Raw genomic sequence first — 23,801 nt, 5'->3', positions numbered from 1 at the left:
CGCCCCCGTAAGGGTTAGGAGGATATCGAGCGGCTGACGGTTCCGCCCAAAAGAAAGTAAAGCCTGAGCATCACGAAGCGTGAACGATCGGTCTACCGCGCGTCCCGCCGCTTCAGCAGCACGTACCCGCCCGCGAGCGCCGCGAGGACCCACAGCACCATGATCCCGAGCCCGCCCCAGGGCCCGTACGGCCGCTCGTCGCCGAGTCTCGGCACCACCTGCATGATCCGGCTGCCCGCCTGGTCCGGCAGGAACCGGCCGATCTTCCTGGTCGCGTCGACGTTGCCGAGGATGGTGGAGATAAGGAAGAAGAACGGCATCAGGATGCCGAGCGAGAGCATCGGCGAGCGCAGCATCGCCGCGACCCCCATGGAGAACACCGCGATCAGTGTCATGTACAGCCCGCCGCCGACCACCGCGCGCAGCACTCCGGGATCCCCGAGGTGCGCCCGGTACGGCCCGAGCACCGCCTGCCCGAGGAAGAAGGCGGCGAAGCTCGTCGCCATCGCCACGACCAGCGCGAGCGCGGTGGCCACGGCGACCTTGCCGAACAGGAAGCCGGCGCGGCGCGGCACGGCGGCCAGCGAGACGAGGATCATGCCGGTGCTGTACTCGTTCGACACGACCAGCACCCCGAACACGATCATGGCGAGCTGGCCGAGGGTCATGCCCGCGAAGGACACGAAGGTCGGGTCGAACGACAGCCGGTCCCTGACCGGCATCGAGTCGAACTGGCTGCGGGACAACGCCGAGATGAGCATCCCGAGCGCGATCGTGACGACCACGGCCACCGACAGCGTCCACACCGTCGACGCCACCGACCGGATCTTCGTCCACTCGGACCGGATGACCTGACCCGCCGCCATGGCGCTCACACCCCCTTCCAGCCGGCGCCCCAGTCCCGCGGGGCGGATTCCGGTTCCGGGCCGGCCTGCGCGTGGTACTCCACCGACTCCGCCGTCAGCCGCATGAACGCCTCCTCCAGCGACGCCTGCTGGGTACTCAGTTCGTGCAGCGCGATCCCGTGCCGCGCCGCCAGCTCGCCGATCTGCTCGGCCTTGCCCCCGTCCACCTCCAGCGCGTCCCCGCCCGCCTCGACGACGGTGATCCCGTCCTCGTGCAGCACGTCGAGGAGCCGCTCGCGCTGGGGCGAACGGATGCGGACGTACGCGCGCGCGTTCTGCCGGATGAAGTCCGCCATGGAGGTGTCCGCGAGCAGCCGTCCCTGCCCGATGACGACGAGATGATCGGCGGTCAGCGCCATCTCGCTCATCAGGTGCGAGGAGACGAAGACCGTACGGCCCTGCGCCGCGAGCGATTTCATCAGGTTCCGGATCCAGTGGATGCCCTCCGGGTCGAGCCCGTTGACCGGTTCGTCGAACATCAGGATCCGCGGATCGCCGAGCAGCGCCCCGGCGATCCCGAGCCGCTGTCCCATCCCGTACGAGAACCCCTTGGCCTTCTTGCGCGCCACGGCGGTCAGGCCGACGGCCTCCAGCACCTCGCCGACCCGGCTCCTCGGAATGCCGTTGCTCTGCGCGAGGCAGAGGAGATGGTTGTACGCGCTGCGCCCGCCGTGCACGGCCTTGGCGTCCAGCAGCGCCCCGATGTACGTCAGCGGGTCCGCCAGCTGGTCGTAGTGCTTGCCGTCGATCCGGACGTCCCCGGCGGTGGGGTGGTCGAGCCCGAGGATCATCCGCATGGTGGTGGACTTCCCGGCCCCGTTGGGCCCGAGGAAACCGGTCACGATGCCCGGTCTGACCCGGAAGGTGAGATGGTCGACCGCCACCTTCTCGCCGTACCGCTTGGTCAGCCCCGCCAGCTCGATCATGCGGCCACGCTAGGACGAGCGAAAGCCCCCTGCCACTCGAAGGCAGGGGGCTGGGTCGCGTCCCTTCAGGGGCGCGGGGAACTGCGCGACCGGCCACATCCGGCCCGCAGTTCCCCTACGACCTGTCGGTTCAGCGCGTCTGCTGCGCCGGCACCCCACGGGAGATGGGCTCGTCCTCACCCGGCGCACCCGCGGCAGCGACTGCGGCGCCGGTCAGCGTGGCCAGCATCTCGCGGACGTTGGTCAGCTGGGCGTTGATGCTGTCGCGGCGGTTGGTGAGGGCCGCCAGCTCGCGCTCGGATTCCGACCGGATCCGGTCCGCCTTGGCGTTGGCGTCGGCCACGATGTCCTCGGCCTGGCGCTGGGCCGTCTCCACCGTCTGGCGGGCGCGGCGCTCGGCGTCCGTGCGCAGCTTCTCCGCCTCCAGGCGCAGCTGCTCGGCGCGGTGCTCGATCTCCGCCAGCCGCTTCTCGGCCTTCTGCTGACGCGAGGCGAGGTCGCGCTCGGACTGCTCGCGGCGCTTGGCGAGGTTCGTCTCGAAGTCGGCGGCGGCCTGCGCGGCCTTGGCGCGGGTCTCCTCGAAGAGGGCGTCCGCCTCCTCGCGCTTGGACTGCGCGTCCTTCTGCGCCTCCGTGCGCAGCTGGGCCGCGTCGCCCTTGGCCTTCTCGACGATCCGGACGCCCTCGTCCTCGGCCTTGGCCTTGCGCTCGGCGGCGTAGGACTCGGCGTCGTTGCGGACCTGCTGGGCCGCCGACTCGGCGAGGTCACGGTGCTGTTCGGCCGCCCGCCGGGCCTCCTCACGCAGCTCCTTGGCCTCTTCCTCGGCCAGGCGCAGGATCTTCTCGACCCGCGCGCCGAGACCCGCGTACGACGGCTCGGCGTCGGTGACCTGGGCCTGGGCGTTCTGCGTTTCGAGGTGGAGCTCCTCGATGCGCTTCTCCAGGGCGGTGATCCGGGCGAGAGCGCTGTCACGGTCGGAGACGAGCTTGGAGATACGTTCGTCCACCTGAGCGCGGTCGTACCCACGCCGCACAAGCTCGAAGCCGTAGGGGGAAGTGTCGCTCATGGGGTTCCTGTCGAATGAGACCGGTGAGGTGATAGGTGGAATCCTAGGGGCCGAAGCGGTGTGTCATCACGCGGATACGTGTTTGATCTGGAGAATGAGACCCCTTTTGGGTGGCTGACGGCCGGAAAGCTTGCCAACGACCCGGGCAAAGCCCCCAGAAGACACCGGAACGTCCCCGACACGCTACCCGTCTGACGATTTGCCACCCGATCGTGGGGCACCGACCGAGGCGCCCGCCTTGACCCCGCCGTCCTTGCCGGCCGTCGGCGCCTCGAAGGACTCCAGCGCCTCCAGGACGTCCTGGACCCGGGAGATCTCGGCGTTGATGTCCTCGCGCCGGCGCACCAGGATCTCCAGCTCGCGCTTGCCCTCCTCGACCGTGCGCCGGGCCTCCCGGATCGCCTCGGCCTTCAGCTCCTCGGCCTCCTTGACGAGCCTGGCCTTCTTCTGCTCGGCCTCCTTGAGCAGCCCCTCCGCCTTCTTGACGGCGGCGATACGCACCTTGCCCGCCTCGGAGTTGGCATCGGACACCATCTCCTTGGCCTTCGCCTCCGCCTTGGCCAGCTGCTCCTCGGCGGCCTTGATGAGCGCGTCGCAGCGGTCGCCGGTGGACTTCATCGTCTCGGCGGCCTCGCGGCGGGCCCGCTCGTGCAGCTCCTCGATCTCGGTCGTGACGCGGTCGCGCAGCTCCTCCGCCCGCTCCCTTATGGCGGTCGCGTCGCGGCGGGCACCGACCAGCAGCTCGTCCGCGTCCGTACGGGCCTTCTCCACCAGGGAGTTGCCCTCGACGGTCGACTCGGCGACGATCCGCTCGGCCTCGCTGCGGGCCGCGCCCACCATCGTGTCGGCCTGCGACTCGGCGTCCGCGGTCGTCTTCAGCGCCTGCTGCTGCGCCTCCGTGAGCAGCTTGTCGGCCTCGGCCGTGGTCTCCGTGATGAGCGTGTCGACCTGCTCGGCGGCCTCCGAGCGCCGCTTGTTGGCCTCCTTGCGGGCCTCGTCCAGCGTCCGGTCGGCCTCCTCGCGCGCGGAGTTGACGAGCCGCTCCGCCTCCTCCGCCGCCTCCGCCCGGAGCCGCTCGGCGTCCGCCCGCAGCCGCTCGGCGTGCTGCTGGGCCGAGCCGACCGTCTCCGCCGCCTCGGCGCGCAGCCGCTCGGCGTCGCCGGTGGCCTCACCGATCAGCTGCTCGGCGCCCGCCAGCGCCTCCGCGCGCACCCGGTCCGCCTCGGCCACGGTCTCCGACTGGAGCCGCTCGGCCTCGGTCAGCGCCTCGGTGCGCACCCGGTCGGCCTCCGCGGCCGTCTCGGTCGTCAGCCGCTCGGCCTCGCTGCGCGCCTCGGTGATCAGGGTGTCGGCCTGGGTCGCCGCGTCCGAGCGGATGCGGTTGGCGTCCTCGCGGGCGTCCGCCCGGGTGCGGGCCGCGCTCTGGTCGGCCTCGGCGAGCGCGTCGGAGGCCTCGGTGCGCACGCGCTGGCTGTACTCGCCCGCGTCCGCGCGCAGCCGCTCGGCCTCCGCGATCGCCTCCGCGACCGTACGCTCCGCCAGCGCCTTGGCGGCCTCCGTCTCCTCGCCGACCTCGCGGCGGATCCGGGCGGCGTCCTCGCCCGCCCGCTCCCGCTCGGCGTAGGCGTCGGCGCGGACCCGGTCCGCCTCCTGTTCGGCCTCCTGCCTCGTACGCTCCGCCGCGTGCTCGGCGGCCGACCGCAGCCCGGTGATCTCCTCCTGCGCCTGCTCGTGCAGCCCGGCGACGGAGTCCCGCACCTGCTGGGCGTGCTGCTCGGCGGCGGAGACCATCTCGGTCGCGCGCCGCTCGGCCTCCTCGACCAGCCGGACCGCCTCGGCCTGCGCCTCCTCGACCCGCTTGCGGGCGGAGGCCAGCAGCTCCTCGCTCTGCTCACGGGCGCGCAGCCGCTCCTGGTCGGCCTCCTCGCGCGCCGAGCCGAGCGTCTCCTCGGCCTCGCGGCGGCGCCGGGCGGCCTCCTCCTGCGCGGCGGCCAGCGTCTCGGAGGCCTCGGTGCCGAGCCGCTCGGCGGCGGCCTGCGCCTCGGTGCGCACCCGGTCGGCGCTCTCCTGCGCCTCCGTCCTCAGCCGCTCGGCCTCGGCGGCGGCCTCGGAACGCAGTCGTACGGCGACGGACTCGCCCTCGGCGCGGGAGGCGGACGCGTCGGCCGCGGCCTCGTCGCGCAGCCGCTCGGCCTCGTCCTCGGCCTGCTGCCGCAGCGTGCGGATCCGCTCGGCGGCCTCCGTGCGCAGCCGCTCGGCCTCCTCGGCGGCCTCCCGGCGGATCCGGGTGGCCTCCTCGCGGGCCTCGCCGAGCGCCTGCTCGGCGGAGTCCAGGCGCTCCTGTGCCTCGGTCTGGAGCCGGGTCAGCTCCTCGGCGGCCTCGGCGCGGCGGGCCTCGATCGCGCGCTCGGTCTCCTCGCGCAGCTCGCGCGCCGCACTCTCGGCGTCCGTGCGGACCGTCTCGACCTGCTCCTCGGCCTCGGCGCGCAGCCGCTCGGCCTCCGCACGGCTGCGCTCCAGGGTCTCGTCGGCCTGCCGGCGCAGGGAGGTCGCCCGCTCGATGGCCTCGGTGCGGACCTTCTCGCTGTCCGCGGTCGCGCTCTTGCGCAGCTCGTCGGCGTCCACCCTGGCCTTGGCCAGCAGCTCCTCGGCGGACTTGGCGCCCTCCTCGATCTGCGTGACCGCCTCCCGGCGGGCCTCGGCGCGGATCGACTCGCCCTCGGCGACCGCGTCGGCGCGCAGCTGCTCGGCCTCGCCGCGCAGCCGGCGGGCCTCCTCCTGCAGCTCGACCGTCTTGGCGCGGTACTCCTTGGTGTCGTCCTTCGCCGCGCCCTTGAGCTGCTCGGCGATGTCGTGCGCCTCGGCGCGCAGCCGGTCCGCCTCGGCCTCGGCCTCGGTGCGGATCCGCTCGGCCTCCTCGGTGGCCGCCCTGGTGGTCCGCTTGGCCTCCTCGGAGGCCTTGTCGAGCACGTCCTCGGCGGTCTTGGCCGCCTTGGAGAGCTGGGTCGCGCTCTCCTCGGCGGTGATCGTCCGGGCCTTCTCGGCGGCCTCGGTGACGATCTTCTCGGCCTCGGCGCGGGCGTCCGCGACCAGCTGCTCGGCCTCGGAGCGGGTGGCCTCCGCCTCCTTGGTGGCCTCCTCGACCAGCCGGGCGACCTGCTCCTTCGCCGTGCGCGTGCGCGTCTCGTTCGCGGCCTCGGCGCTCGACAGGGTCTTCGCGGCGCTCTGCTCGGCCTCGGTGACCAGCTTCTCGGCCTCGGCCTGCGCCTTGCGCAGCGCCTCCTCGGCCGCCGCCATCCGCTCCTCGGCGGCCCGGCTCAGCTCGGCGGACTGCCGGCGGGCGGCGTCCGACTCGGTGGCCGTGGAGGAGCGCAGCTGCTCGGCGTGGTCGGTGGCCTCCTGGGCCTGCGTGGACGCGGCGTTCAGCAGCCGCTCGGCGTCCGTGCGGGCCCGGCGCAGGATCTGCTCGGCCTCCGCGCGGGCCGCCTCGGCGTCGTTCGTGAGCCGCTGGCGGGCCTCGTCGGTCAGCCGCTCGGCCTCCGCGCGGGCGGCGGCCAGCGCCTGGTCGGCCTCCGCGCGGGACTCGTCCAGCAGCCGGCGGGCCTGCTGCTCGGTGCGGGCGCGCAGCTGCTCCGCCCAGGCCACGTTCTCGTTGACGTGCGACTCGACGGTCGAGCGGCGCTCGGCCAGCTCCTGGTCGAGCTGCTGGCGCCGGGTCACCGCCTCCTGGTGCAGCTCGGCCTGGAGCCGGGCGGCCTGCTCGGCGTGCTCCTGGAGGATGCGCTGGGTCTGCGCGCGGGCCTCCGCGGCCATCCGCTCCGCCTCCTGGCGCAGCTGGTCGGCCTGCATCTGGGCATTGCGGAGCAACTGCTCGGCCTGGTAGCCGATGTCGCCGCCGTCGAAGGCGGGCCGGGTCATGAGGGTGCGGCGCGCCTCGTGCAGCTTGGCGCGCAGCACCTCGACCTGGTAGCCGAGGTCCTCGGCGTGCTGGATCGCCTTTTCCCGCTCGGTCCTCAGCCGCTTCATCTCGGCCTCGAACCGAGAGAGGTGGTCGACGTCAGCCGCCGGCTCTCGCTCCTGGCTCTCGTAGCCCCGCACTGCGCGGTCCCATCCGTCCCCTGGTCAGCTTCTGCAACGAGCTCCGTCCAACCGCCGAACGGGGCCCCCGGGGAATGGTGTCAGATCAACGGCGGAGCACGGGCTGCTGCCCCGACGCTCGTCCCCCGAAAACCCGGACCCCGGCATGCGGCCGCCCCCGCCTTCAGGGACGACCGCCCCCAACCCTACCGGCCCTTATGTACGGCAGTCAGTGCTCAGTGGACTCAACAGGGGCCGAAGTGACCAGTTCTGTCAGGACACCGTGGCAATCCTTTGGATGCAGGAAGGTGATCCGCGACCCCATGGAACCGATCCGGGGCTCCTGGTAGAGGACGCGGACGCCCTTGCCGCGGATCTCCTCGGAGTCGGCGTCGACGTCCGCCGTGCCGAAGGCGATGTGGTGGACGCCCTCCCCGTTCTTCGCCAGCCACTTGCCCACCGCGGAGTCCTCGCGGGTCGGTTCCAGCAGCTGGAGGTAGGAGGCGCCGCCGTCCGACGTCTCGTTGATCTTGAGCATGGCCTCGCGCACGCCCTGCTCCTCGTTGACCTCGGAGTGGAACACCTCGAAGCCGTACGTCGCCCGGTAGAACTCGACGGTGGCGTCGAGGTCGTGGCAGGCGATCCCGATGTGGTCGATTCGCGTCAGCATGGATTCAGTGCAGCGCCCTGCGGGTGGTTACGCAACGTGCGCGCGATCACACCGACGGGCCGATGACGGCACGGAGTGCCATCAGTACATTCGAAGTAAACCCTCGTTCACTCCTCGGCCGCGCAGGCCGGTAAGGGGATCGCAGCTCATGCCTTCTGGAACGACCAGCTCTGTGATCGTCGCGGGCGCGCGCACGCCCATGGGACGACTGCTGGGCTCCCTCAAGTCCTTCTCGGGCGCCGACCTCGGCGGCGTCGCGATCAAGGCCGCCCTCGACCGTGCGGGGATCGGTGGCGACCAGGTGCAGTACGTGATCATGGGCCAGGTGCTGCAGGCCGGTGCGGGCCAGATCCCCGCCCGCCAGGCGGCGGTCAAGGCCGGCATCCCGATGAGCGTCCCGGCGCTGACCGTCAACAAGGTGTGTCTGTCGGGCCTCGACGCCATCGCCCTCGCCGACCAGCTCATCCGCGCCGGCGAGTTCGACATCGTGGTCGCGGGCGGCCAGGAGTCCATGACCAACGCCCCGCACCTGCTGCCGAAGTCCCGTGAGGGCTTCAAGTACGGCGCGATCGAGATGCTCGACGCGATGGCCCACGACGGCCTGACCGACTCCTTCGAGGGCATCGCCATGGGCGAGTCGACCGAGAAGCACAACACGCGCCTCGGCATCAAGCGTCCCGAGCAGGACGAGATCGCCGCGCTGTCCCATCAGCGGGCCGCCGCCGCGCAGAAGAACGGCGTCTTCGAGGCCGAGATCACCCCGGTCGAGATCCCGCAGCGCAAGGGCGAGCCGGTCGTCTTCAGCAAGGACGAGGGCATCCGCGGCGACACCACGGTGGAGTCGCTGGGCAAGCTGCGCCCGGCCTTCGCCAAGGACGGCACGATCACGGCCGGTACCTCCTCGCAGATCTCGGACGGTGCGGCGGCCGTGGTCGTGATGAGCAAGGCCAAGGCCGAGGAGCTGGGCCTTCAGTGGCTCGCCGAGATCGGCGCGCACGGCAACGTGGCCGGACCGGACAACAGCCTGCAGTCGCAGCCGTCCAACGCCATCCTGCACGCCCTGAAGAAGGACGGCCTGGAGGTCGCCGACCTCGACCTGATCGAGATCAACGAGGCCTTCGCCGCGGTCGCCGTGCAGTCAATGAAGGACCTCGGCGTGTCCACGGAAAAGGTGAACGTCAACGGCGGCGCCATCGCCCTGGGCCACCCGATCGGCATGTCCGGTGCCCGTCTCGTGCTCCACCTGGCGCTGGAGCTCAAGCGCCGCGGCGGCGGTACCGGCGCGGCGGCGCTGTGCGGTGGCGGCGGCCAGGGCGACGCCCTGATCGTGCGGGTACCGAAGGCGTAAGCAGTACTCTCCCCCGAGTGAACGGAGCTGTTTGATGCAGGACGTCTCCTCTCTGGTGGCCCAGGCCAGGGACGGCCGGCCGCGTGCCGTGGCCCGGCTGATCTCCCTGGTGGAGGGGGCGTCCCCGCAGCTCAGGGAGGTCATGGCGGCACTGGCCCCGTTGACGGGCAACGCCTACGTGGTCGGCCTGACCGGCTCGCCCGGCGTCGGCAAGTCCACCTCGACCTCCGCACTCGTCACGGCGTACCGCAAACAGGGCAAGCGGGTCGGCGTCCTGGCCGTCGACCCGTCCTCCCCGTTCTCCGGCGGCGCCCTGCTCGGCGACCGGGTGCGGATGTCGGACCACGCCTCCGACCCCGGGGTCTACATCCGCTCCATGGCCACCCGCGGCCACCTGGGCGGCCTGGCCTGGGCGGCCCCGCAGGCCATCCGGGTCCTCGACGCGGCGGGCTGCGACGTGGTCCTCGTCGAGACGGTCGGCGTCGGCCAGTCCGAGGTCGAGATCGCCTCCCAGGCGGACACCTCGGTCGTGCTGCTGGCCCCGGGGATGGGTGACGGCATCCAGGCCGCGAAGGCGGGCATCCTGGAGATCGGCGACGTCTACGTCGTCAACAAGGCGGACCGGGACGGCGCCGACGCCACGGCCCGCGAGCTGAACCACATGCTCGGCCTCGGCGAGGCCCGCGCCCCCGGCGACTGGCGCCCGCCGATCGTGAAGACGGTGGCGGCACGCGCGCAGGGCGTCGACGAGGTCGTGGAGGCCCTGGAGAAGCACCACGCGTGGATGGAGGAGCACGGCGTCCTCGCCGAACGCCGCCGGGCCCGCGCCGCCCGCGAGGTGGAGACCATCGCGGTCACGGCCCTGCGCGAACGCATCGGCGACCTGCACGGCGACCGCCGCCTCAGCGCCCTGGCCGAGCGCATCGTCGCGGGCGAACTGGACCCCTACCGCGCGGCGGACGAACTGGTCGCGGGCCTGACCCAGGGCTGAGCGCTGGCCAACTCCCTTGAGGGGACGGTATCTTGACCCGCATGTCCCTCTTCCTGGCGTAGAGCGCGCACCGGACCGCGAGGCCGTACGAACGGCCGGCCGTCGCGTCCCTCGGTGTCCCCTCCTCCGCCTCGACCAGAGGAACATCCGCATGTCCACGCACGCCCCCGCGCGGCCCACGTACGCCGCCGTGCTGCGCCTTCCGCACGCCCGCCGCGCCTTCGCCTCCGCCCTGACCGGCCGCCTCTCCTACGGCACGGTCTCCCTGGCCGTCCTGCTGTCCGTCACGCGCTCCACCGGCTCCTACGCCGTCTCCGGCACCGTGCTGTCCCTGTTCGGCGCCACGACCGTCTTCCTGATGCCCCTGCGCGCATCCCTGATCGACCGGTACGGCGCACGCCGCGCCCTGCCACCCATGGCGGCCCTGTACGGCATCCTGCTGTGCGCCCTGGCCACCACCACCTGGCAACGGGGCGCACCCTCGGTGACCGTCGCCGCGCTCGCCGCCCTCGCGGGCGCGTGTGCGCCGCCGCTGGGGCCGACGATGCGCGCGGTGTGGGCCGAACTGGCCCCCGATCCGGGCATGCTGGCCCGCGCCTACAGCCTGGACGGTGTCGCCGAGGAACTGCTCTACGTCTCCGGCCCGGCCCTGGTCGGCGCGCTGACCGGTGTCGCCCCGCCGGCGTCCGGGATCCTGCTGAGCACGGTCCTGGTCGTGACGGGCACCGCCGCGTTCGTCACGTCCCCCGCACTCCCGGGCCCGCGCCCCGCGCCGGGCGGCCGGCGAGGCGGCACGGCCCGTGGTCTGCTGACCCCGGTCGCCGTGGCCGCCGGCGCGGGGCTCGCCCTGAGCGGCGTGGACCTGCTGGTGATGGCCTTCGCCTCGCGGCACTCCTGTGACACCGCCCTGGTCCCGTGGGTGCTGGGCGCGCTGTCGGCGGGCAGCGCGGTGGGCGGGCTGGTCAACGGGGCGGTGCGGTGGCGGGCCTCGGCGCGCGTGCGGCTGCGCGGGTTCGGTGCGGGCCTGGGCCTGGTGGTGGCGGTGGCCGGTCTCGCGCCGGACATGTGGACCCTGACCGGGGCCATGGTCCTGGCGGGCGCGTTCATCGCGCCGACCCTGACCACGGCCTATCTGCTGGCCGACGAACTGTCCGACGAGGGCACCCGCACCCGCTCCGGCGCGTGGGTCAACACGGCCGTGAACGCGGGGAGTTCAGGCGGGGCGCTGGCGACGGGCCTGCTGATCGGGCGGCTTCCGCTCCCGGTGTGCTTCGCCCTGGCGGGCGCCACGGCGCTGGCCGGCGCCGTCGGCACCCTCGGCCGGTCGGGCCGCGGCGGGCTCAGGGACGTCCCCGCTGTCCCCTGAGATGCTCGGCGATCGGCTTCAGGGCCTTGTCCAGTTCCGTCAGCGCCTCCGGCGACAGCAGATCGATGAAATGCCGTCGCACGGAGGCGACATGATGTGGCGCCACCTTCTTCATCGTCTCCATGCCGTGCTCGGTCAGCACCGCGTACAGCCCGCGCCGGTCGGACTCGCAGTTCTCACGGCGCACCAGGTTCGCGTTCTCCATCCGCGTGATCTGGTGCGAGAGCCGGCTCTTGGACTGAAGCGTGGCGGAGGCGAGGTCGCTCATCCGCATGCGTACGTCGTCGGACTCGGACAGGTTCACGAGGATCTCGTAGTCGTTCATCGTCAGGCCGAACGGCTGAAGATCCTTCTCCAACTGGTACGTCAACAGCCTGTTGACCTCCAGGTGGGTGCGCCAAGCGCACTGCTCCGCATCGGTCAGCCAGCGCGTGGCCGTCTCGGTCTCCATGAATGAAGTCTACCTAAGAAGTTGAATGCCGAACTACTTTGGATGATGTGACAGTGCGCACGCGTTCGATGTCACACTCCGCAGACTACCGCTCACAGCCCGAAGCGACGCTGGAGGTCTCCCAGCTGTCCGGGAAGGCGCGGTGCGCCCGGCGGTTGCTGACCGTGTCCGCCCGGACCCGGAACGCCACCTCCCGGCACGCCCGGTTCCGCCGGGACGGCCCCCGTCGCCGTCTCGTCCATCAGGCTCTCCGACGACTGCAGCAGGACCGTCCCGGCGCCCACGAACTCGAACTGGTGCTCCTCGCCGGACACCCCGCCGAGGCCCGTCATCGCACGTAGACCGCCCAGTACGCCCGTCAGGTACCCGTGGTCGTAGTGATGGCACGGGGACGGGCAGTCGGCCCACCCGACGAGCGCCTGCGGGTCGACCCGGATCGGAGGTTCCATGAACACCACCGGACCGTTAGATGCGGCCACAAACTTTCCGGTTCCGATAAGGGTCAGAAAACCCGGCACGATCGATTGCTTCAGCGCGAGACTTGGCTGAAAAGCGAGCAGGTTGCCCGCGCGAATGGTCAGGTTCCCGTCGTCGAGGTCGTAGGAATTGACGTCGAAGGCCCGGTCGGCGAGCAGCATCCTGCCCGAGCCCTCGGCCACGACCCAGTCGCTCGCGTGCAGTGGCGAATGGAACGAGGTACGGACAAGTCGGTCGAGTCGCCCGTGTCCGATCCCGTTGAACTCGATCGCCCCGTAGTAGGCGATCATCTTCCCCTTCTGCAGGAACCACTGCCCGCTCTTCAGCTCGACACAGAACGTGTACGCGTTCACGTTGTCGTCGGCGGGCAGCGTCATCGGGTCGTGCACGACCGGTCCGGTCGGTCCGGCACCCGGCGTTCCGTACGTGCTCACAGCTTTTCCTCCGACGCCTGGACGAACACCGTGCCACTGCCGCTCAGCTCCAGCTGGAACGCCTCGCCCGAGCCCCGGCCCACCATCTCGCGCCAGCCGAGCGCGGCCGACAGCTTGTTGCGCACCTCGCCGTGGTGGGCGACGTAGGCCTGCGGGTCGACATGGACCGGGTGCTGCGGGGTGATCGGGATCTCGAAGACGCCGCCGTGCGCCATCACGGCGACCGAGCCCTGCCCCTGGAGCGTCGTCGTGAACAGACCCTGGCCGGTCACCTGGCCCCGGACCAGGCCCATCACCCCGCCCTGCGAGCCCATGAACATCGTCCCCTGCCGCAGCGTGCCCTCGAAGGCGAGCAGCCGGTCCGCCTCGACGTACAGGGTGTCTCCCGTGAGGTGGATGACGTGGACGTGGTGGCCGCCGTGCCCGAAGAAGACGGTCCCGCTGCCCTCGACCGACATCAGCGGGGTCGCCTCGCCCGTCACCCGGCGCCCGAGCATGGACATCAGCCCGCCCTGACCGCCCTGGACGTTCGGCGTGAAGGACACGTCCCCCCGGTACGCGAGCATCGCCCCGCGCTGACTGAACAGCCGCTGCCCGGGCAGCACCGTCGCCTCGACCATCTTGGAGTTGATCTCCCGGAACGCCATCTCTACAGATCCCCCGCGATCGTGTTCCGCTCGCTCGGCTGCACGTAGACCAGCCCGTCGCCCTCGAACCGGATCTGGAACGCCTCGCCGCCGCCCTCCCCGAGGAACGTGCGGAACGTCACGCCGGACTGGAAGGACTGGCGCACGTTTCCCTGGTGGGCGATGTACGCGCCCGGGTCCACGGTCAGCGGGTACTGGGGGCTGACCCGGAGCACCACCGCCGGTCCGTCCGACAGCAGCGCCGCCTGCCCGTGCCCCTCGACCGTCGTCGTGAACAGGCCGTTGCCCTGCGAGGCGCCGCGCAGTCCCGTGAACGTCGTCCCCGTGCGCAGCGCGGCGTCCGTCACGAGCAGGTTGCTCGACTCGACGTACAGCTTGTCGCCCGTCAGGCTCACGAGGTTGATCTCCGAGGCGCGGTCCGCGAACCAGCACGTGCCCTGCCCCTTCACCTCCATCACCGTCATCTGCTCACCGGTCAGCCGGCGGGTCACCATCCCCCGCAGCCCCTCACCCCCGCCCGTCAGCTTCTTGAAGGACATCCTTCCGTCGTACGCCACCATCGAGCCGTTCTTCGCCTTCACGGCGTCCCCGGTCATCTCGACGGCGAGCACCTTGCTGCCTTGAAGTCGGAACATCGCCACGCAGTGAAACTAGCGGCGGTGCGGGTGGACGGACCAGGGCCTCTGGGTGGACACCGACCCTGAGCGGACCCCTAGGGCAGGCGTTTGCCACAATGGGGCAACGTTTGTGCACGCATTCACAAAGCGTCGACGACTCCCCACCGAAGGTGACCTGTGGACATCAAGACCGCCACCGCCCTCCGCCGTCTCCGTCTGGTCTCGGCCCCGGAGGCCGTGTCCTTCCTGATCCTGCTCGTCTGCTCGGTGCTGAAGCGGACCACGGACTTCAACGCGGTCCCCGTCATGGGCGGGGTCCACGGCGTCCTCTTCATCCTCTACGTGATCTTCTGGGCGGACGCCTGGAACCGCACCAAGTGGCCGCTGAGGACCGGCCTCCTCTACTTCGTGCTGTCCGTGCTGCCGACCGGCGGCTTCTTCGCCGAGCGCAAGCTGAAGCGTGCCGCCGAGGACGAGGTCATCGCCGCGCGTGCCCGTAAGGAAGGGGTCGTGGGCGCATGATCGTCGCCTTCTCCGTGACGCCCCTGGGCGTCGGCGAGGACGTGGGGGAGTACGTCGCCGACGCCGTCCGCGTGGTGCGGGAGTCGGGGCTGCCCAACCGCACCGACGCCATGTTCACCTCGATCGAGGGCGAATGGGACGAGGTGATGGACGTCGTCAGGCGCGCCGTCGCCGCCGTGGAGCAGCGCGCCCCGCGCGTGTCGCTCGTCCTCAAGGCCGACCTCCGGCCCGGCGTGACGGACGGTCTGACCTCCAAGGTCGAGACCGTCGAACGCCACCTGGCCGGCTGACCGGACCCCTCGTTTTGGGCGGCACGCCCACCGCGTTGTACGTTCCCCTGTCGATGTTCTGAGCGATCATTTCAGAGCACGTTCTGACCTGGGGGAACACCATGAGTCTCGGCATGGAGACACACATATGCGCGGACCTGGACACGGTGTGGGCGCGCACCCAGGATCCCGACGCCCACCGGCGCTGGGACCTCCGGTTCACCGCGATCGAGGAACTGCCGGGCGCGGCGGGTGAGCCCCGGCGGTTCTCCTGCACCGCGCGCGTGCTGCCGTTTCTCACCGTGTCCGGCACCGGTCACGCGGCGGACGAGACGGACCGCCCCGACGGCACCCGCACCTCCGCCGTGCGCTTCTTCGCTCCGCACCCGCTGTCCCTGATCGCCGAGGCACGCGGCTACTGGCGCTACGTGCCCGACGCCCACGGCGTCCGCCTCGTCACCGGCTTCGACTACCGCCCCCGCTGGGGCGCCTTCGGCGCGGTCGCCGACCGGGTGCTGTTCCGGCCGCTGACCGGCTGGGCCACGGCCTGGTCCCTGGACCGGCTGCGGCTCTGGCTGGAGCGGGGCATCACCCCCGAGCGGGCCCTGGCCAACTGGCTCGCCGAACTGACGGTCCGCGCGCTGGTCCTCACGGTGTGCCTGCCCGGGCTCGGACTGGAGTCACTGCTCACGCTCTTCGGGTCGTTCGCGGACACCGTGGCGTACCTGTGCCCGCTGCTGCTGGTCGTGGCCATCTCGCTGGCGCTGTTCACCGCGCCGCTCGGGTGCACGCCGGCGGCGCGCAGGTGCGAGCGGGAGACCGCGGGGGAGGCGCGGGCGCCTCGGGTGCTGCGCATGCTGGAGCAGTACGGCTGACGACCCGGGTTTTCAGCCCCCGGCCGCCAGCGCCACCCCCAACGGCGTCCTCTCGTACAGCACGTGATGGCCGTACCGCCGCGACGTCAGCAGACCTGCGTCCCGCAGCGCCGTCAGGTGCGACGACACCGACGACGGGGCCAGGCCCAGCCGGTGGGCCAGCGTGGTCGTGGCCGACGGTTCGTCCAGCGCGGTCAGGACGGCCGCCCGGTTCGCGCCCAGCAGCCGTACCAGCGCCGCGGGTGTCCGCTCGCCCGGATCCGTCCACAGCCCCGCCAGCCCCCGGGCCGGATACACCACCGTCGGCTGCCACGGCGGCTCGAAGCCGGTGACCACGTCGGGCCAGGAGAACACGCTCGGCATCAGCACCAGGCCCTGGCCGGCGAGGTCGCGGGCGTACTCCCCGTGCAGGGCCAGCGTGAGTGTGCGCCCGTCCCAGGACAGCCGCCGGTCGAGTTCCGGCAGCAGCGTGCCGAGGCCCACCTCGGCCAGCCTGCGCGAGTGGAAGGCGACGTCCGCCTCCAGCAGGGCCCGCAGCCGGGGCCAGTCCGGCTCGATCAGCACCCGCCAGGCCTCCTCGACGGCGTCCGCCAGCTCCGCGATCATGCGGGCCGGATCCGCCAGCCAGGCCCGGCCCCGCGGCGACCCGAGCGCGCCCGGGGTGCAGGCCAGGGCCAGGGCGGTGTCCTCCCGTGCCGCCACCGGGTCGCAGGCCCGTACGGCCGCGATCTCCTCCTCGAACGTCGCCGCCGGGCCGATCGGCGGCGGCCCCAGCCAGTCGGGGGAGTGGCCCCGGCGGGGCATCAGCAGCCACAGCGGGCCGAGGTCGAGCCCGGCCGCGGCCGCGCGGATCCGGCGCAGCCAGGGCGCGTGATAGCCGTGCCGGTCCGGGCGCTTGAGGGTGCGCACGGCCTCCTGCGTCTCCCACATCGGCGAGATGGCGAACCGGCAGCGCAGGAAGTCCGCGTCGCCGAAGTGCAGGCGTGAGGGCACGGGCCACCTCCTCAAGGGACACGAAGATTCGGCTGGAGCCGAAAATCTACGGCCTGAGGCCGTCCTCCGCCACGCTCCCCGCATGTCCGCACCACCGCAGACGGCCCCGGCGCCCGCCGGCTACGGCCGTGTCTTCGCCGTGCCCGAGTTCCGGGCCGTCTTCGCCGCGCACGTGCTGTCCATGCTCGGCGTCATCGTCAGCGAGATCGCGCTGTCCGTCCTCGTCTACGACCTCAGCCGCTCACCCCTGCTGAGCGCGCTCACCTTCGCCCTGGGCTTCCTGCCGTACGCCGTCGGCGGCACCCTGCTCGCACCGGTCGCCGACCGCTTCCCGGCCCGCCGGGTGCTGGTCGTCTGCGACCTGGTGTGCGCGGGCTGCGTGGCCCTGATGACGGTGCCGGGCACCGGGATCGGCGTCCTGCTCGCGCTGCGCTGCGCGCTCGCCGTCGTCTCCCCGGTGTTCGCCGGCACCCGCATGGCCACCCTCGCCGATGTCCTCGGCGGCGGCGACCTGTTCGTGCTCGGCCGCTCCCTGCTGCGGATCGTCGCCCAGAGCGCCCTGCTGGTCGGCTACGGTCTCGGCGGGCTCCTCCTCACGGTCCTCACGCCCCGCCACGCCCTGCTGATCACCGTCGCCACCTTCCTCGGCTCCGCCACCCTGCTGCGCTGCGGCACCCGGTGCAGGCCCGCCCGCACCCACGACGGCGCGCAGGCCCCGCCCGGCCTGCGCCGGCTCGCCGGGGACCGCCGGATCCGGGTCCTGCTGCTCGCCTGCTGGCTCCCGGCCGCGTTCGGGGTCGTCCCCGAGGCGCTGGCCGCGCCGTACGCCGACGTGCTCGGCAGCGGCTCCGCCGGGCTCGGGCTGCTGATGTGCGCGCTGCCCGTCGGCACGGTGGCCGGTGAGCTGTTCGCCGGAGCGCGCCTCGTGCCCGCGACCCGGGAACGCGTCGCGCTGCCCCTCCTGTGCCTGGCCCTGCTGCCCTATCTCGGCTTCGCCCTGCACCCCGGGCTCGTCGTGTCCCTGCTGCTCCTGCTGGTCTCCGGAGCCGGCGAGGCGTACACCCTGGGCCTCGACCAGAGGTTCGTGCGGGCCGTGCCCGACGAGCTGCGCGGGCGGGCCATGACCGTGCTCGGCGCCGGGCTGATGACCGTCCAGGGCGCGGGCATGGCGCTGGCCGGGGTGGCGGCGCAGGTGGTGGGGGTGCGGGCGGCGGTGACGGGGGCCGGCGTGCTCGGTGTGCTGTGCTGCTGCGGGCTGGCCCTGGCGGTCCGGGCGACCGAGGACCGAGACGGGGCTGCCCCGGATATGACCGGCCGGTAGGGTCTGGTGACGTGCCGAAGCCTCTCAGCCTCCCCTTCGACCCCATCGCCCGTGCCGACGAGCTCTGGAAGCAGCGCTGGGGAAACGTGCCGTCCATGGCCGCGATCACCTCGATCATGCGGGCGCAGCAGATCCTGCTCGCCGAGGTGGACGCGGTGGTCAAGCCGTACGGGCTGACCTTCGCGCGCTACGAGGCCCTGGTGCTGCTCACCTTCTCCAAGGCCGGCGAGCTGCCGATGTCCAAGATCGGTGAGCGGCTCATGGTGCATCCCACCTCCGTGACGAACACCGTGGACCGGCTGGTGAAGTCCGGTCTGGTGGCCCGGCGGCCCAACCCCAACGACGGCCGCGGCACCCTCGCCGTGATCACCGACAAGGGCCGCGAGGTGGTCGACGCGGCCACCCGTGACCTGATGGCCATGGACTTCGGGCTCGGCGTGTACGACGCGGAGGAGTGCGCGGAGATCTTCGCGATGTTCCGCCCGCTGCGGGTCGCGGCCCACGATTTCGACGACGACCGGGACGACGGCTGAGACGACGGCCGACCCCGGCCAAGATCTCCCGGAACGGGTGGTTACGCTCGTGGGCATGAAGAAGAGCGTGCTGACCCGCTACCGCGTCATGGCCTACACCACGGGTGTCCTGCTGGTGCTGCTGTGCCTGAGCATGATCGCGAAGTACGGGCTGGACATCAGCGGTGCCGCCGACGTCACGCGCGTCGTCGCCATCGCCCACGGCTGGCTGTACGTCGTCTACCTCGTCGTCGCCTTCGACCTGGGCTCCAAGACGAAGATGCCGGTCGGCAAGCAGCTGTGGGTGCTGCTCGCGGGCACGATCCCGACGGCCGCCTTCTTCGTCGAGCGGAAGATCAGCCGCGAGCTGGAGGCCAAGGTCGCCGACCCGGCCCCGGCCGTCGCCAAGGCGTAGGGGCGACGCGAGCGCCGTCACACCGCCGTACGGACACCGTACGGCGGTCAGCCATCGACATTTACTAGGACGTCCAAGTAAATTCGAGGGTATGGACGCTCACGCCATCGAGGAAGGCCGCCGGCGCTGGCAGGCCCGCTATGACGCCGCGCGCAAGCGCGACGCTGACTTCACCACGCTCTCCGGCGATCCCGTGGAGCCGGTGTACGGACCCCGGCCGGGAGACACGTACGAGGGATTCGAGCGGATCGGCTGGCCCGGGGAGTACCCCTTCACGCGCGGGCTCCATCCGACCGGATACCGGGGCCGCACCTGGACGATCCGCCAGTTCGCCGGGTTCGGCAACGCCGAGCAGACCAACGAGCGCTACAAGATGATCCTGGCCGCCGGCGGCGGCGGACTGTCCGTGGCCTTCGACATGCCGACGCTGATGGGCCGCGACTCCGACGACCCGCGCTCGCTCGGCGAGGTCGGGCACTGCGGCGTCGCCATCGACTCCGCGGCCGACATGGAGGTCCTGTTCAAGGACATCCCGCTCGGGGACGTCACGACCTCCATGACCATCAGCGGGCCCGCCGTGCCCGTCTTCTGCATGTACCTGGTCGCCGCCGAGCGCCAGGGCGTGGACCCGGCGGTCCTCAACGGCACGCTCCAGACCGACATCTTCAAGGAGTACATCGCGCAGAAGGAGTGGCTCTTCCAGCCCGAGCCGCATCTGCGCCTCATCGGCGACCTCATGGAGCACTGCGCGGCCGGCATACCCGCCTACAAGCCGCTGTCCGTCTCCGGCTACCACATCCGCGAGGCCGGGGCCACGGCCTCGCAGGAGCTGGCGTACACGCTCGCGGACGGCTTCGGGTACGTCGAACTCGGCCTCAGCCGCGGTCTGGACGTCGACGTCTTCGCGCCCGGCCTCTCCTTCTTCTTCGACGCGCACCTGGACTTCTTCGAGGAGATCGCCAAGTTCCGCGCCGCGCGCCGCATCTGGGCCCGCTGGATGCGCGACGTGTACGGCGCCACGAGCGAGAAGGCGCAGTGGCTGCGCTTCCACACGCAGACCGCCGGCGTCTCGCTGACCGCGCAGCAGCCGTACAACAACGTGGTCCGTACGGCCGTGGAGGCGCTGGCGGCGGTGCTCGGCGGCACCAACTCGCTGCACACCAACGCCCTGGACGAGACCCTCGCGCTGCCGAGCGAGCAGGCGGCCGAGATCGCGCTGCGCACGCAGCAGGTGCTGATGGAGGAGACCGGCGTCGCCAACGTGGCCGATCCGCTGGGCGGTTCGTGGTTCGTCGAGCAGCTCACCGACCGGATCGAGGCGGACGCGGAGAAGATCTTCGAGCAGATCAAGGAGCGGGGCCTGCGGGCGCACCCCGACGGGCGGCACCCGATCGGCCCGATCACCTCCGGGATCCTGCGCGGGATCGAGGACGGCTGGTTCACCGGCGAGATCGCCGAGTCCGCCTTCCGCTACCAGCAGTCGCTGGAGAAGGGCGACAAGCGGGTCGTGGGCGTCAACGTCCACACCGGGTCCGTCACCGGGGACCTGGAGATCCTGCGGGTGAGCCACGAGGTGGAGCGCGAGCAGGTGCGGGCGCTCGCCGCGCGCAAGGCCGCCCGGGACGAGAGCGCCGTACGGACCGCCCTCGACGCCATGCTGGCCGCGGCCCGCGACGGCTCCAACATGATCGAGCCGATGCTGGACGCCGTACGCGCCGAGGCGACGCTGGGCGAGATCTGCGGGGCGCTGCGCGACGAGTGGGGGGTGTACACGGAGCCGGCCGGCTTCTGAGGGCGCGCTGCGGACACAGGGGTCAGGCGGACGAGGCCAGTCCGCCGATCAGGACGCGCGTGAAGCTGCGCACCCACTCCTCGTCCGCCGCCTTGCCGCTGACCAGGGTGCGGTGCACCACCGCACCCGCCACCACGTCGAAGATGAGGTCCACCGTGCGGGCGGCCTCCCGCGGATCGGGTTCCGGCGGGAGTTCGCCGCGTTTCTGCGCCCGCGCGCGGCCCTGGAGGACCAGACGCATCTGCCGCTCCACGATGGAGCTGCGGATGCGTTCGCGCAGGGCGTCGTCGCGGGTGGCCTCGGCGACCACCGCCATCAGGCCGCTCTTGGCCTCCGGGCGCGCGAGGATCGCCGCGAACTGGAGCACCACGCCCTCGATGTCGTCGGCCAGGCTGCCGCGGTCGGGCAGCTCCAGTTCGTCGAAGAGTTCGGCGACCGCGTCGACCACCAGTTCGTTCTTGCCGGCCCAGCGGCGGTAGAGGGTCGTCTTCGCAACCCCGGCCCGTGTCGCCACGTCTCCCAGGGTGAGCTTGGACCAGCCCAGTTCCACCAGCGCCTGCCTGGTCGCGGCCAGGATCGCGGCGTCCGCGGCGGGGTCGCGCGGGCGCCCGGCACGGCTGGCGGGGGTGCGGCTCTGCATCCCTCGACCATAACCGGCGGGTCCTGTGGTGTCGTGAGGGAGATCACCGGGGCGTGGTGTCGCGCGGGGTCCTCATGGCATTACGCTACGAGTCGTAGCGAAAACGCGTGAGCGCGGCCCGTGACGGACGTACGCGGGCCTGATCATGAGGCGTGGGGTGGGGACCCGGCGCCCCGGCGCACGACTTTTTCATTCCGGCGCGGTGACGGGGGAGGATAGACGCATGCAGCCACGGAACATGTCCATGAGCGGCGTCGTCGACCTCGCCGCGGTGAAGGCGGCCCAGGAGGCCAAGGCCAAGGCCGAGCAGACGCGCGCCGAGGCCGCCCGGCAGGGCGGCACGGGGGCCGTCGCCCCGGCCGATCTCGTCATCGACGTCGATGAGGCGGGCTTCGAGCGCGATGTCCTGCAGCGCTCCGCCGAGGTCCCGGTCGTCATCGACTTCTGGGCCGAGTGGTGTCAGCCCTGCAAGCAGCTGAGCCCGGTCCTGGAGCGGCTCGCCGTCGAGTACAACGGGCGCTTCCTCCTCGCCAAGATCGACGTCGACGCCAACCAGATGCTGATGCAGCAGTTCGGGGTGCAGGGCATCCCGGCGGTGTTCGCCGTCGTCGCGGGCCAGGCGCTGCCCCTCTTCCAGGGTGCGGCAGGCGAGCAGCAGATCCGGGAGACGCTGGACCAGCTGGTGCAGGTCGCCGAGCAGCGCTTCGGGCTCACCGGCCTGACCGTCGACCCGGACGCCACGCCCGGCGAGGCGCCCGCGCAGGAGCAGGCGGGGCCGTACGACGCGGCGCTGAACGCGGCGGCCGACGCCCTGGACGCCGGCGACCTGGCCGGTGCCGTCCGGGCGTACCAGAACGTGCTGGCCGACGACCCGGGTCACCCGGAGGCCAAGCTCGGCCTGGCGCAGGCCGAACTGCTCCAGCGGGTGCAGGGCTTCGACCCGCAGAAGGTGCGTCAGGAGGCCGCCGAGCGGCCGAAGGATGCCGACGCGCAGATCGCCGCGGCCGACCTGGATCTGGTGGGCGGGCACGTCGAGGACGCCTTCGGGCGCCTGATCGAGACCGTGAGCCGCACCGCGGGCGACGACCGCGACAAGGTACGGCTGCGGCTGCTGGAACTGTTCGAGGTCGTGGGCCAGGAGGACCCGAGGGTGGTCGGGGCGCGCAGGGCGTTGGCCCGGGCGCTGTTCTGACCAGTCACTAAACGCCACGGCTTGTGATGCCGGGGTGAAAGATTTGCCGACGAGTCGTCAGGGCGGTCTTGCTTTACCAAATCTTGGTAATCGCGGCCGCTGTTACTCGGAGTAAATCAAAGCCGTTGATCTGTCTGGTTTCGTCCAGGGATCAACGGCTTTGCTCTGCCCAGAGTTGCAACCGTGTGTCGCGCTCCGAGATCGGCGGGTCGTCCTACGGTTATCCCCCCGTTACTACCGAGTAACGAAGCCCCTTGTGTCACGGGCGAGAATGCACCACGATCGGCGACGCTCGGTCCAATTCCGCACCCCGGCAACCGGTCGGGTCGCGGGAGACTCTGGGTCCCCACCGGGCAGAGCCGGCGGCAGTGGCGCCGGCTCTTGGGCAGGGGGGTCTTCGCCGGCCGGCGAAGCCTGTCCAGCAAGGTTGTGCGTGATGCGTGTCAGGCGCGACCAGTGGTTGTCGCTCGGGGGTGATCGCCGGTGATTGTGGCGCATGTCGCGCCACCGAGCGCAGGCGCTCCCCTTCCGAGGACGTAGCACTTCTCCCATCCCTGTCCGGCCGAGCCGTCCACCGCGGCTTCCGGGCCAGGAGATGTACGTCCGAGAAGGAGGAAATATGGAGTCCCAGGTGCGTGGCGGGACCAGATGGAAGCGGTTCGCTGTGGTCATGGTGCCCAGCGTCGCCGCCACGGCGTGCATAGGTGTCGCCCTCGCGCAGGGCGCTCTCGCCGCGTCGTTCAGCGTCTCCGGCCAGTCGTTCAAGGTGACGGCGGACCGGCTCGACGGCACGGGCTTCGAACAGTACGGAGCGATCGACTCGGGCTACACGCTCGACGGCCAGAAGACGGCTCACCCCGTCGCCGTCTCGGCGTTCAAGTCCGCGAAGATCAAGAACATGTGCCAGTCCGTCGTCACGCCGAACATCCCGGTGTTCGGCTCGGTCAGCCTCACGCTGAAGGCCGGCGCGGACGCTCCGGTCGAGGCGTCGAACCTCTACATCGACCTCGATGACCTGAGCGCCGACGCGACGTTCAACAACATCGACATCGGTGTGGCCGCCAAGGACGCCGGCAAGGGTCCGGGCATGAAGGGCGGCAGCGAGCAGTCCAACCCCTACGGGTTCGCCCAGCAGGCCGACTCGGCCACGCTGACGAACGTGAAGCAGACGGCGTGGGCGACCACCGCCGGAACCTTCAAGCTCAGCGGTCTGCACATGTCGGTGTCCACGGGAACGCACGAGTGCTACTGAGCACTCGATGACGGGCGGGGGGCCGGTGGCGCCCCCGCCCGTC

General features: G+C 71.6%; 23 protein-coding genes. 12 read left to right on the top strand and 11 right to left on the bottom strand.

The genetic code is table 11. From position 1 onward, the window contains the following. Nucleotides 1–92: 92 nt before the first annotated feature. From BIV23_RS12425 to mce, 5 genes are all read right to left on the bottom strand, one after another. A complete protein-coding gene (locus BIV23_RS12425; RefSeq protein WP_071380888.1) occupies nucleotides 93–866 on the bottom strand; it encodes an ABC-2 transporter permease in 774 nt (257 codons plus the stop codon). 5 nt (nucleotides 867–871) lie between these two features. After that, nucleotides 872–1,831 carry an ATP-binding cassette domain-containing protein gene (locus tag BIV23_RS12420; protein WP_071380860.1) on the bottom strand — a complete coding sequence of 320 codons (960 nt, stop codon included), beginning with the start codon at nucleotides 1,829–1,831 and terminating at the stop codon, nucleotides 872–874. A 130-nt stretch (nucleotides 1,832–1,961) separates the two neighbouring features. Beyond that, a complete protein-coding gene (locus BIV23_RS12415) occupies nucleotides 1,962–2,897 on the bottom strand; it encodes a coiled-coil domain-containing protein (protein ID WP_071376412.1) in 936 nt (311 codons plus the stop codon). A 183-nt stretch (nucleotides 2,898–3,080) separates the two neighbouring features. Then, nucleotides 3,081–6,995, bottom strand: coding sequence for a polarized growth protein Scy (gene scy / locus BIV23_RS12410; protein WP_071380859.1), 3,915 nt, complete (start codon nucleotides 6,993–6,995; stop codon nucleotides 3,081–3,083). A gap of 208 nt (nucleotides 6,996–7,203) precedes the next feature. Next, the gene (gene mce, locus BIV23_RS12405; RefSeq protein WP_071376410.1) at nucleotides 7,204–7,644 is read right to left on the bottom strand and encodes a methylmalonyl-CoA epimerase; all 441 of its coding nucleotides are present in this window, start codon (nucleotides 7,642–7,644) and stop codon (nucleotides 7,204–7,206) included. A gap of 148 nt (nucleotides 7,645–7,792) precedes the next feature. Here mce and BIV23_RS12400 point away from each other — a divergent pair, with 148 nt between their 5' ends. The 3 genes from BIV23_RS12400 to BIV23_RS12390 all read left to right on the top strand — a co-directional run bounded on the left by BIV23_RS12400 (nucleotide 7,793) and on the right by BIV23_RS12390 (nucleotide 11,349). Then, a complete protein-coding gene (locus tag BIV23_RS12400; RefSeq protein ID WP_071380858.1) occupies nucleotides 7,793–8,992 on the top strand; it encodes an acetyl-CoA C-acetyltransferase in 1,200 nt (399 codons plus the stop codon). A 34-nt stretch (nucleotides 8,993–9,026) separates the two neighbouring features. Then, complete coding sequence (gene meaB, locus BIV23_RS12395; protein ID WP_071380857.1) at nucleotides 9,027–9,983, top strand: methylmalonyl Co-A mutase-associated GTPase MeaB; 957 nt, start codon at nucleotides 9,027–9,029, stop codon at nucleotides 9,981–9,983. Between the two features lie 151 nt (nucleotides 9,984–10,134). Continuing rightward, complete coding sequence (locus tag BIV23_RS12390; protein ID WP_071380856.1) at nucleotides 10,135–11,349, top strand: MFS transporter; 1,215 nt, start codon at nucleotides 10,135–10,137, stop codon at nucleotides 11,347–11,349. Here the strand turns inward: BIV23_RS12390 and BIV23_RS12385 are convergent. The 4 genes from BIV23_RS12385 to BIV23_RS12370 all read right to left on the bottom strand — a co-directional run bounded on the left by BIV23_RS12385 (nucleotide 11,324) and on the right by BIV23_RS12370 (nucleotide 13,993). Further along, the gene (locus tag BIV23_RS12385; protein WP_071376406.1) at nucleotides 11,324–11,800 is read right to left on the bottom strand and encodes a MarR family winged helix-turn-helix transcriptional regulator; all 477 of its coding nucleotides are present in this window, start codon (nucleotides 11,798–11,800) and stop codon (nucleotides 11,324–11,326) included. The two genes, BIV23_RS12390 and BIV23_RS12385, sit on opposite strands and share 26 nt — an antisense overlap. A gap of 92 nt (nucleotides 11,801–11,892) precedes the next feature. Further along, entirely contained in the window at nucleotides 11,893–12,711 is an 819-nt protein-coding gene (locus tag BIV23_RS12380) for an AIM24 family protein (RefSeq protein ID WP_071380855.1), read from the bottom strand. Next, on the bottom strand, nucleotides 12,708–13,358 hold the full coding sequence (locus tag BIV23_RS12375; protein ID WP_071380854.1) for an AIM24 family protein: 651 nt from the start codon (nucleotides 13,356–13,358) through the stop codon (nucleotides 12,708–12,710). The genes BIV23_RS12380 and BIV23_RS12375 overlap by 4 nt, the downstream gene beginning before the upstream one ends. Before the next feature lie 2 nt (nucleotides 13,359–13,360). Next, a complete protein-coding gene (locus tag BIV23_RS12370) occupies nucleotides 13,361–13,993 on the bottom strand; it encodes an AIM24 family protein (protein WP_071380887.1) in 633 nt (210 codons plus the stop codon). A gap of 159 nt (nucleotides 13,994–14,152) precedes the next feature. On the opposite strand from BIV23_RS12370, the gene BIV23_RS12365 reads away from it, so the two are divergent. From BIV23_RS12365 to BIV23_RS12355, 3 genes are all read left to right on the top strand, one after another. After that, nucleotides 14,153–14,497 (top strand): DUF3817 domain-containing protein, encoded by a 345-nt coding sequence (locus tag BIV23_RS12365; protein WP_071380853.1) that lies wholly within the window; start codon nucleotides 14,153–14,155, stop codon nucleotides 14,495–14,497. Beyond that, entirely contained in the window at nucleotides 14,494–14,787 is a 294-nt protein-coding gene (locus tag BIV23_RS12360) for an MTH1187 family thiamine-binding protein (protein ID WP_071380852.1), read from the top strand. Before BIV23_RS12365 ends, BIV23_RS12360 begins: the two co-directional genes overlap by 4 nt. Before the next feature lie 101 nt (nucleotides 14,788–14,888). Beyond that, entirely contained in the window at nucleotides 14,889–15,641 is a 753-nt protein-coding gene (locus BIV23_RS12355) for an SRPBCC family protein (RefSeq protein WP_071380851.1), read from the top strand. A 12-nt stretch (nucleotides 15,642–15,653) separates the two neighbouring features. Here the strand turns inward: BIV23_RS12355 and BIV23_RS12350 are convergent, their stop codons facing one another. After that, complete coding sequence (locus BIV23_RS12350) at nucleotides 15,654–16,634, bottom strand: ArsR/SmtB family transcription factor (protein ID WP_071380850.1); 981 nt, start codon at nucleotides 16,632–16,634, stop codon at nucleotides 15,654–15,656. 82 nt (nucleotides 16,635–16,716) lie between these two features. Between BIV23_RS12350 and BIV23_RS12345 the strand changes: the two genes are divergently transcribed. The 4 genes from BIV23_RS12345 to icmA all read left to right on the top strand — a co-directional run bounded on the left by BIV23_RS12345 (nucleotide 16,717) and on the right by icmA (nucleotide 20,674). Then, complete coding sequence (locus tag BIV23_RS12345; RefSeq protein WP_071380849.1) at nucleotides 16,717–17,955, top strand: MFS transporter; 1,239 nt, start codon at nucleotides 16,717–16,719, stop codon at nucleotides 17,953–17,955. 11 nt (nucleotides 17,956–17,966) lie between these two features. Further along, entirely contained in the window at nucleotides 17,967–18,488 is a 522-nt protein-coding gene (locus BIV23_RS12340) for a MarR family winged helix-turn-helix transcriptional regulator (protein WP_071380848.1), read from the top strand. 55 nt (nucleotides 18,489–18,543) lie between these two features. Next, complete coding sequence (locus BIV23_RS12335; protein ID WP_071380847.1) at nucleotides 18,544–18,882, top strand: DUF3817 domain-containing protein; 339 nt, start codon at nucleotides 18,544–18,546, stop codon at nucleotides 18,880–18,882. Between the two features lie 91 nt (nucleotides 18,883–18,973). Further along, nucleotides 18,974–20,674 carry a coenzyme B12-dependent isobutyryl-CoA mutase large subunit gene (icmA, locus tag BIV23_RS12330; RefSeq protein ID WP_071380846.1) on the top strand — a complete coding sequence of 567 codons (1,701 nt, stop codon included), beginning with the start codon at nucleotides 18,974–18,976 and terminating at the stop codon, nucleotides 20,672–20,674. Between the two features lie 22 nt (nucleotides 20,675–20,696). On the opposite strand, the gene BIV23_RS12325 is transcribed toward icmA, so the two are convergent. Continuing rightward, nucleotides 20,697–21,314, bottom strand: a complete 618-nt coding sequence (locus BIV23_RS12325; RefSeq protein ID WP_071380845.1) for a TetR/AcrR family transcriptional regulator — start codon at nucleotides 21,312–21,314, stop codon at nucleotides 20,697–20,699. A gap of 223 nt (nucleotides 21,315–21,537) precedes the next feature. On the opposite strand from BIV23_RS12325, the gene BIV23_RS12320 reads away from it, so the two are divergent. Both BIV23_RS12320 and BIV23_RS12315 read left to right on the top strand, forming a co-directional pair. Further along, complete coding sequence (locus BIV23_RS12320) at nucleotides 21,538–22,506, top strand: tetratricopeptide repeat protein (protein ID WP_071380844.1); 969 nt, start codon at nucleotides 21,538–21,540, stop codon at nucleotides 22,504–22,506. Between the two features lie 619 nt (nucleotides 22,507–23,125). Continuing rightward, nucleotides 23,126–23,758 carry a DUF6230 family protein gene (locus tag BIV23_RS12315; RefSeq protein WP_071380843.1) on the top strand — a complete coding sequence of 211 codons (633 nt, stop codon included), beginning with the start codon at nucleotides 23,126–23,128 and terminating at the stop codon, nucleotides 23,756–23,758. Nucleotides 23,759–23,801: the final 43 nt, after the last annotated feature.

The organism is Streptomyces monashensis (assembly GCF_001866665.1).
Classification (GTDB): domain Bacteria; phylum Actinomycetota; class Actinomycetes; order Streptomycetales; family Streptomycetaceae; genus Streptomyces; species Streptomyces monashensis.
The sequence above is the reverse complement of the archived record's forward strand: the minus strand, read 5'-3'. Positions and strand labels throughout refer to the sequence as shown.

Excerpts from the sequence above, each read along its gene's own strand:
- BIV23_RS12425 (WP_071380888.1), bottom strand. The coding sequence starts at position 866 with ATGGCGGCGGGTCAGGTCATCCGGTCCGAGTGGACGAAGATCCGGTCG.
- BIV23_RS12420 (WP_071380860.1), bottom strand. The coding sequence starts at position 1,831 with ATGATCGAGCTGGCGGGGCTGACCAAGCGGTACGGCGAGAAGGTGGCG.
- BIV23_RS12415 (WP_071376412.1), bottom strand. The coding sequence starts at position 2,897 with ATGAGCGACACTTCCCCCTACGGCTTCGAGCTTGTGCGGCGTGGGTAC.
- mce (WP_071376410.1), bottom strand. The coding sequence starts at position 7,644 with ATGCTGACGCGAATCGACCACATCGGGATCGCCTGCCACGACCTCGAC.
- BIV23_RS12400 (WP_071380858.1), top strand. The coding sequence starts at position 7,793 with ATGCCTTCTGGAACGACCAGCTCTGTGATCGTCGCGGGCGCGCGCACG.
- meaB (WP_071380857.1), top strand. The coding sequence starts at position 9,027 with ATGCAGGACGTCTCCTCTCTGGTGGCCCAGGCCAGGGACGGCCGGCCG.
- BIV23_RS12390 (WP_071380856.1), top strand. The coding sequence starts at position 10,135 with ATGTCCACGCACGCCCCCGCGCGGCCCACGTACGCCGCCGTGCTGCGC.
- BIV23_RS12385 (WP_071376406.1), bottom strand. The coding sequence starts at position 11,800 with ATGGAGACCGAGACGGCCACGCGCTGGCTGACCGATGCGGAGCAGTGC.
- BIV23_RS12375 (WP_071380854.1), bottom strand. The coding sequence starts at position 13,358 with ATGGCGTTCCGGGAGATCAACTCCAAGATGGTCGAGGCGACGGTGCTG.
- BIV23_RS12370 (WP_071380887.1), bottom strand. The coding sequence starts at position 13,993 with ATGTTCCGACTTCAAGGCAGCAAGGTGCTCGCCGTCGAGATGACCGGG.
- BIV23_RS12360 (WP_071380852.1), top strand. The coding sequence starts at position 14,494 with ATGATCGTCGCCTTCTCCGTGACGCCCCTGGGCGTCGGCGAGGACGTG.
- BIV23_RS12355 (WP_071380851.1), top strand. The coding sequence starts at position 14,889 with ATGAGTCTCGGCATGGAGACACACATATGCGCGGACCTGGACACGGTG.
- BIV23_RS12345 (WP_071380849.1), top strand. The coding sequence starts at position 16,717 with ATGTCCGCACCACCGCAGACGGCCCCGGCGCCCGCCGGCTACGGCCGT.
- BIV23_RS12335 (WP_071380847.1), top strand. The coding sequence starts at position 18,544 with ATGAAGAAGAGCGTGCTGACCCGCTACCGCGTCATGGCCTACACCACG.
- icmA (WP_071380846.1), top strand. The coding sequence starts at position 18,974 with ATGGACGCTCACGCCATCGAGGAAGGCCGCCGGCGCTGGCAGGCCCGC.
- BIV23_RS12325 (WP_071380845.1), bottom strand. The coding sequence starts at position 21,314 with ATGCAGAGCCGCACCCCCGCCAGCCGTGCCGGGCGCCCGCGCGACCCC.
- BIV23_RS12320 (WP_071380844.1), top strand. The coding sequence starts at position 21,538 with ATGCAGCCACGGAACATGTCCATGAGCGGCGTCGTCGACCTCGCCGCG.
- BIV23_RS12315 (WP_071380843.1), top strand. The coding sequence starts at position 23,126 with ATGGAGTCCCAGGTGCGTGGCGGGACCAGATGGAAGCGGTTCGCTGTG.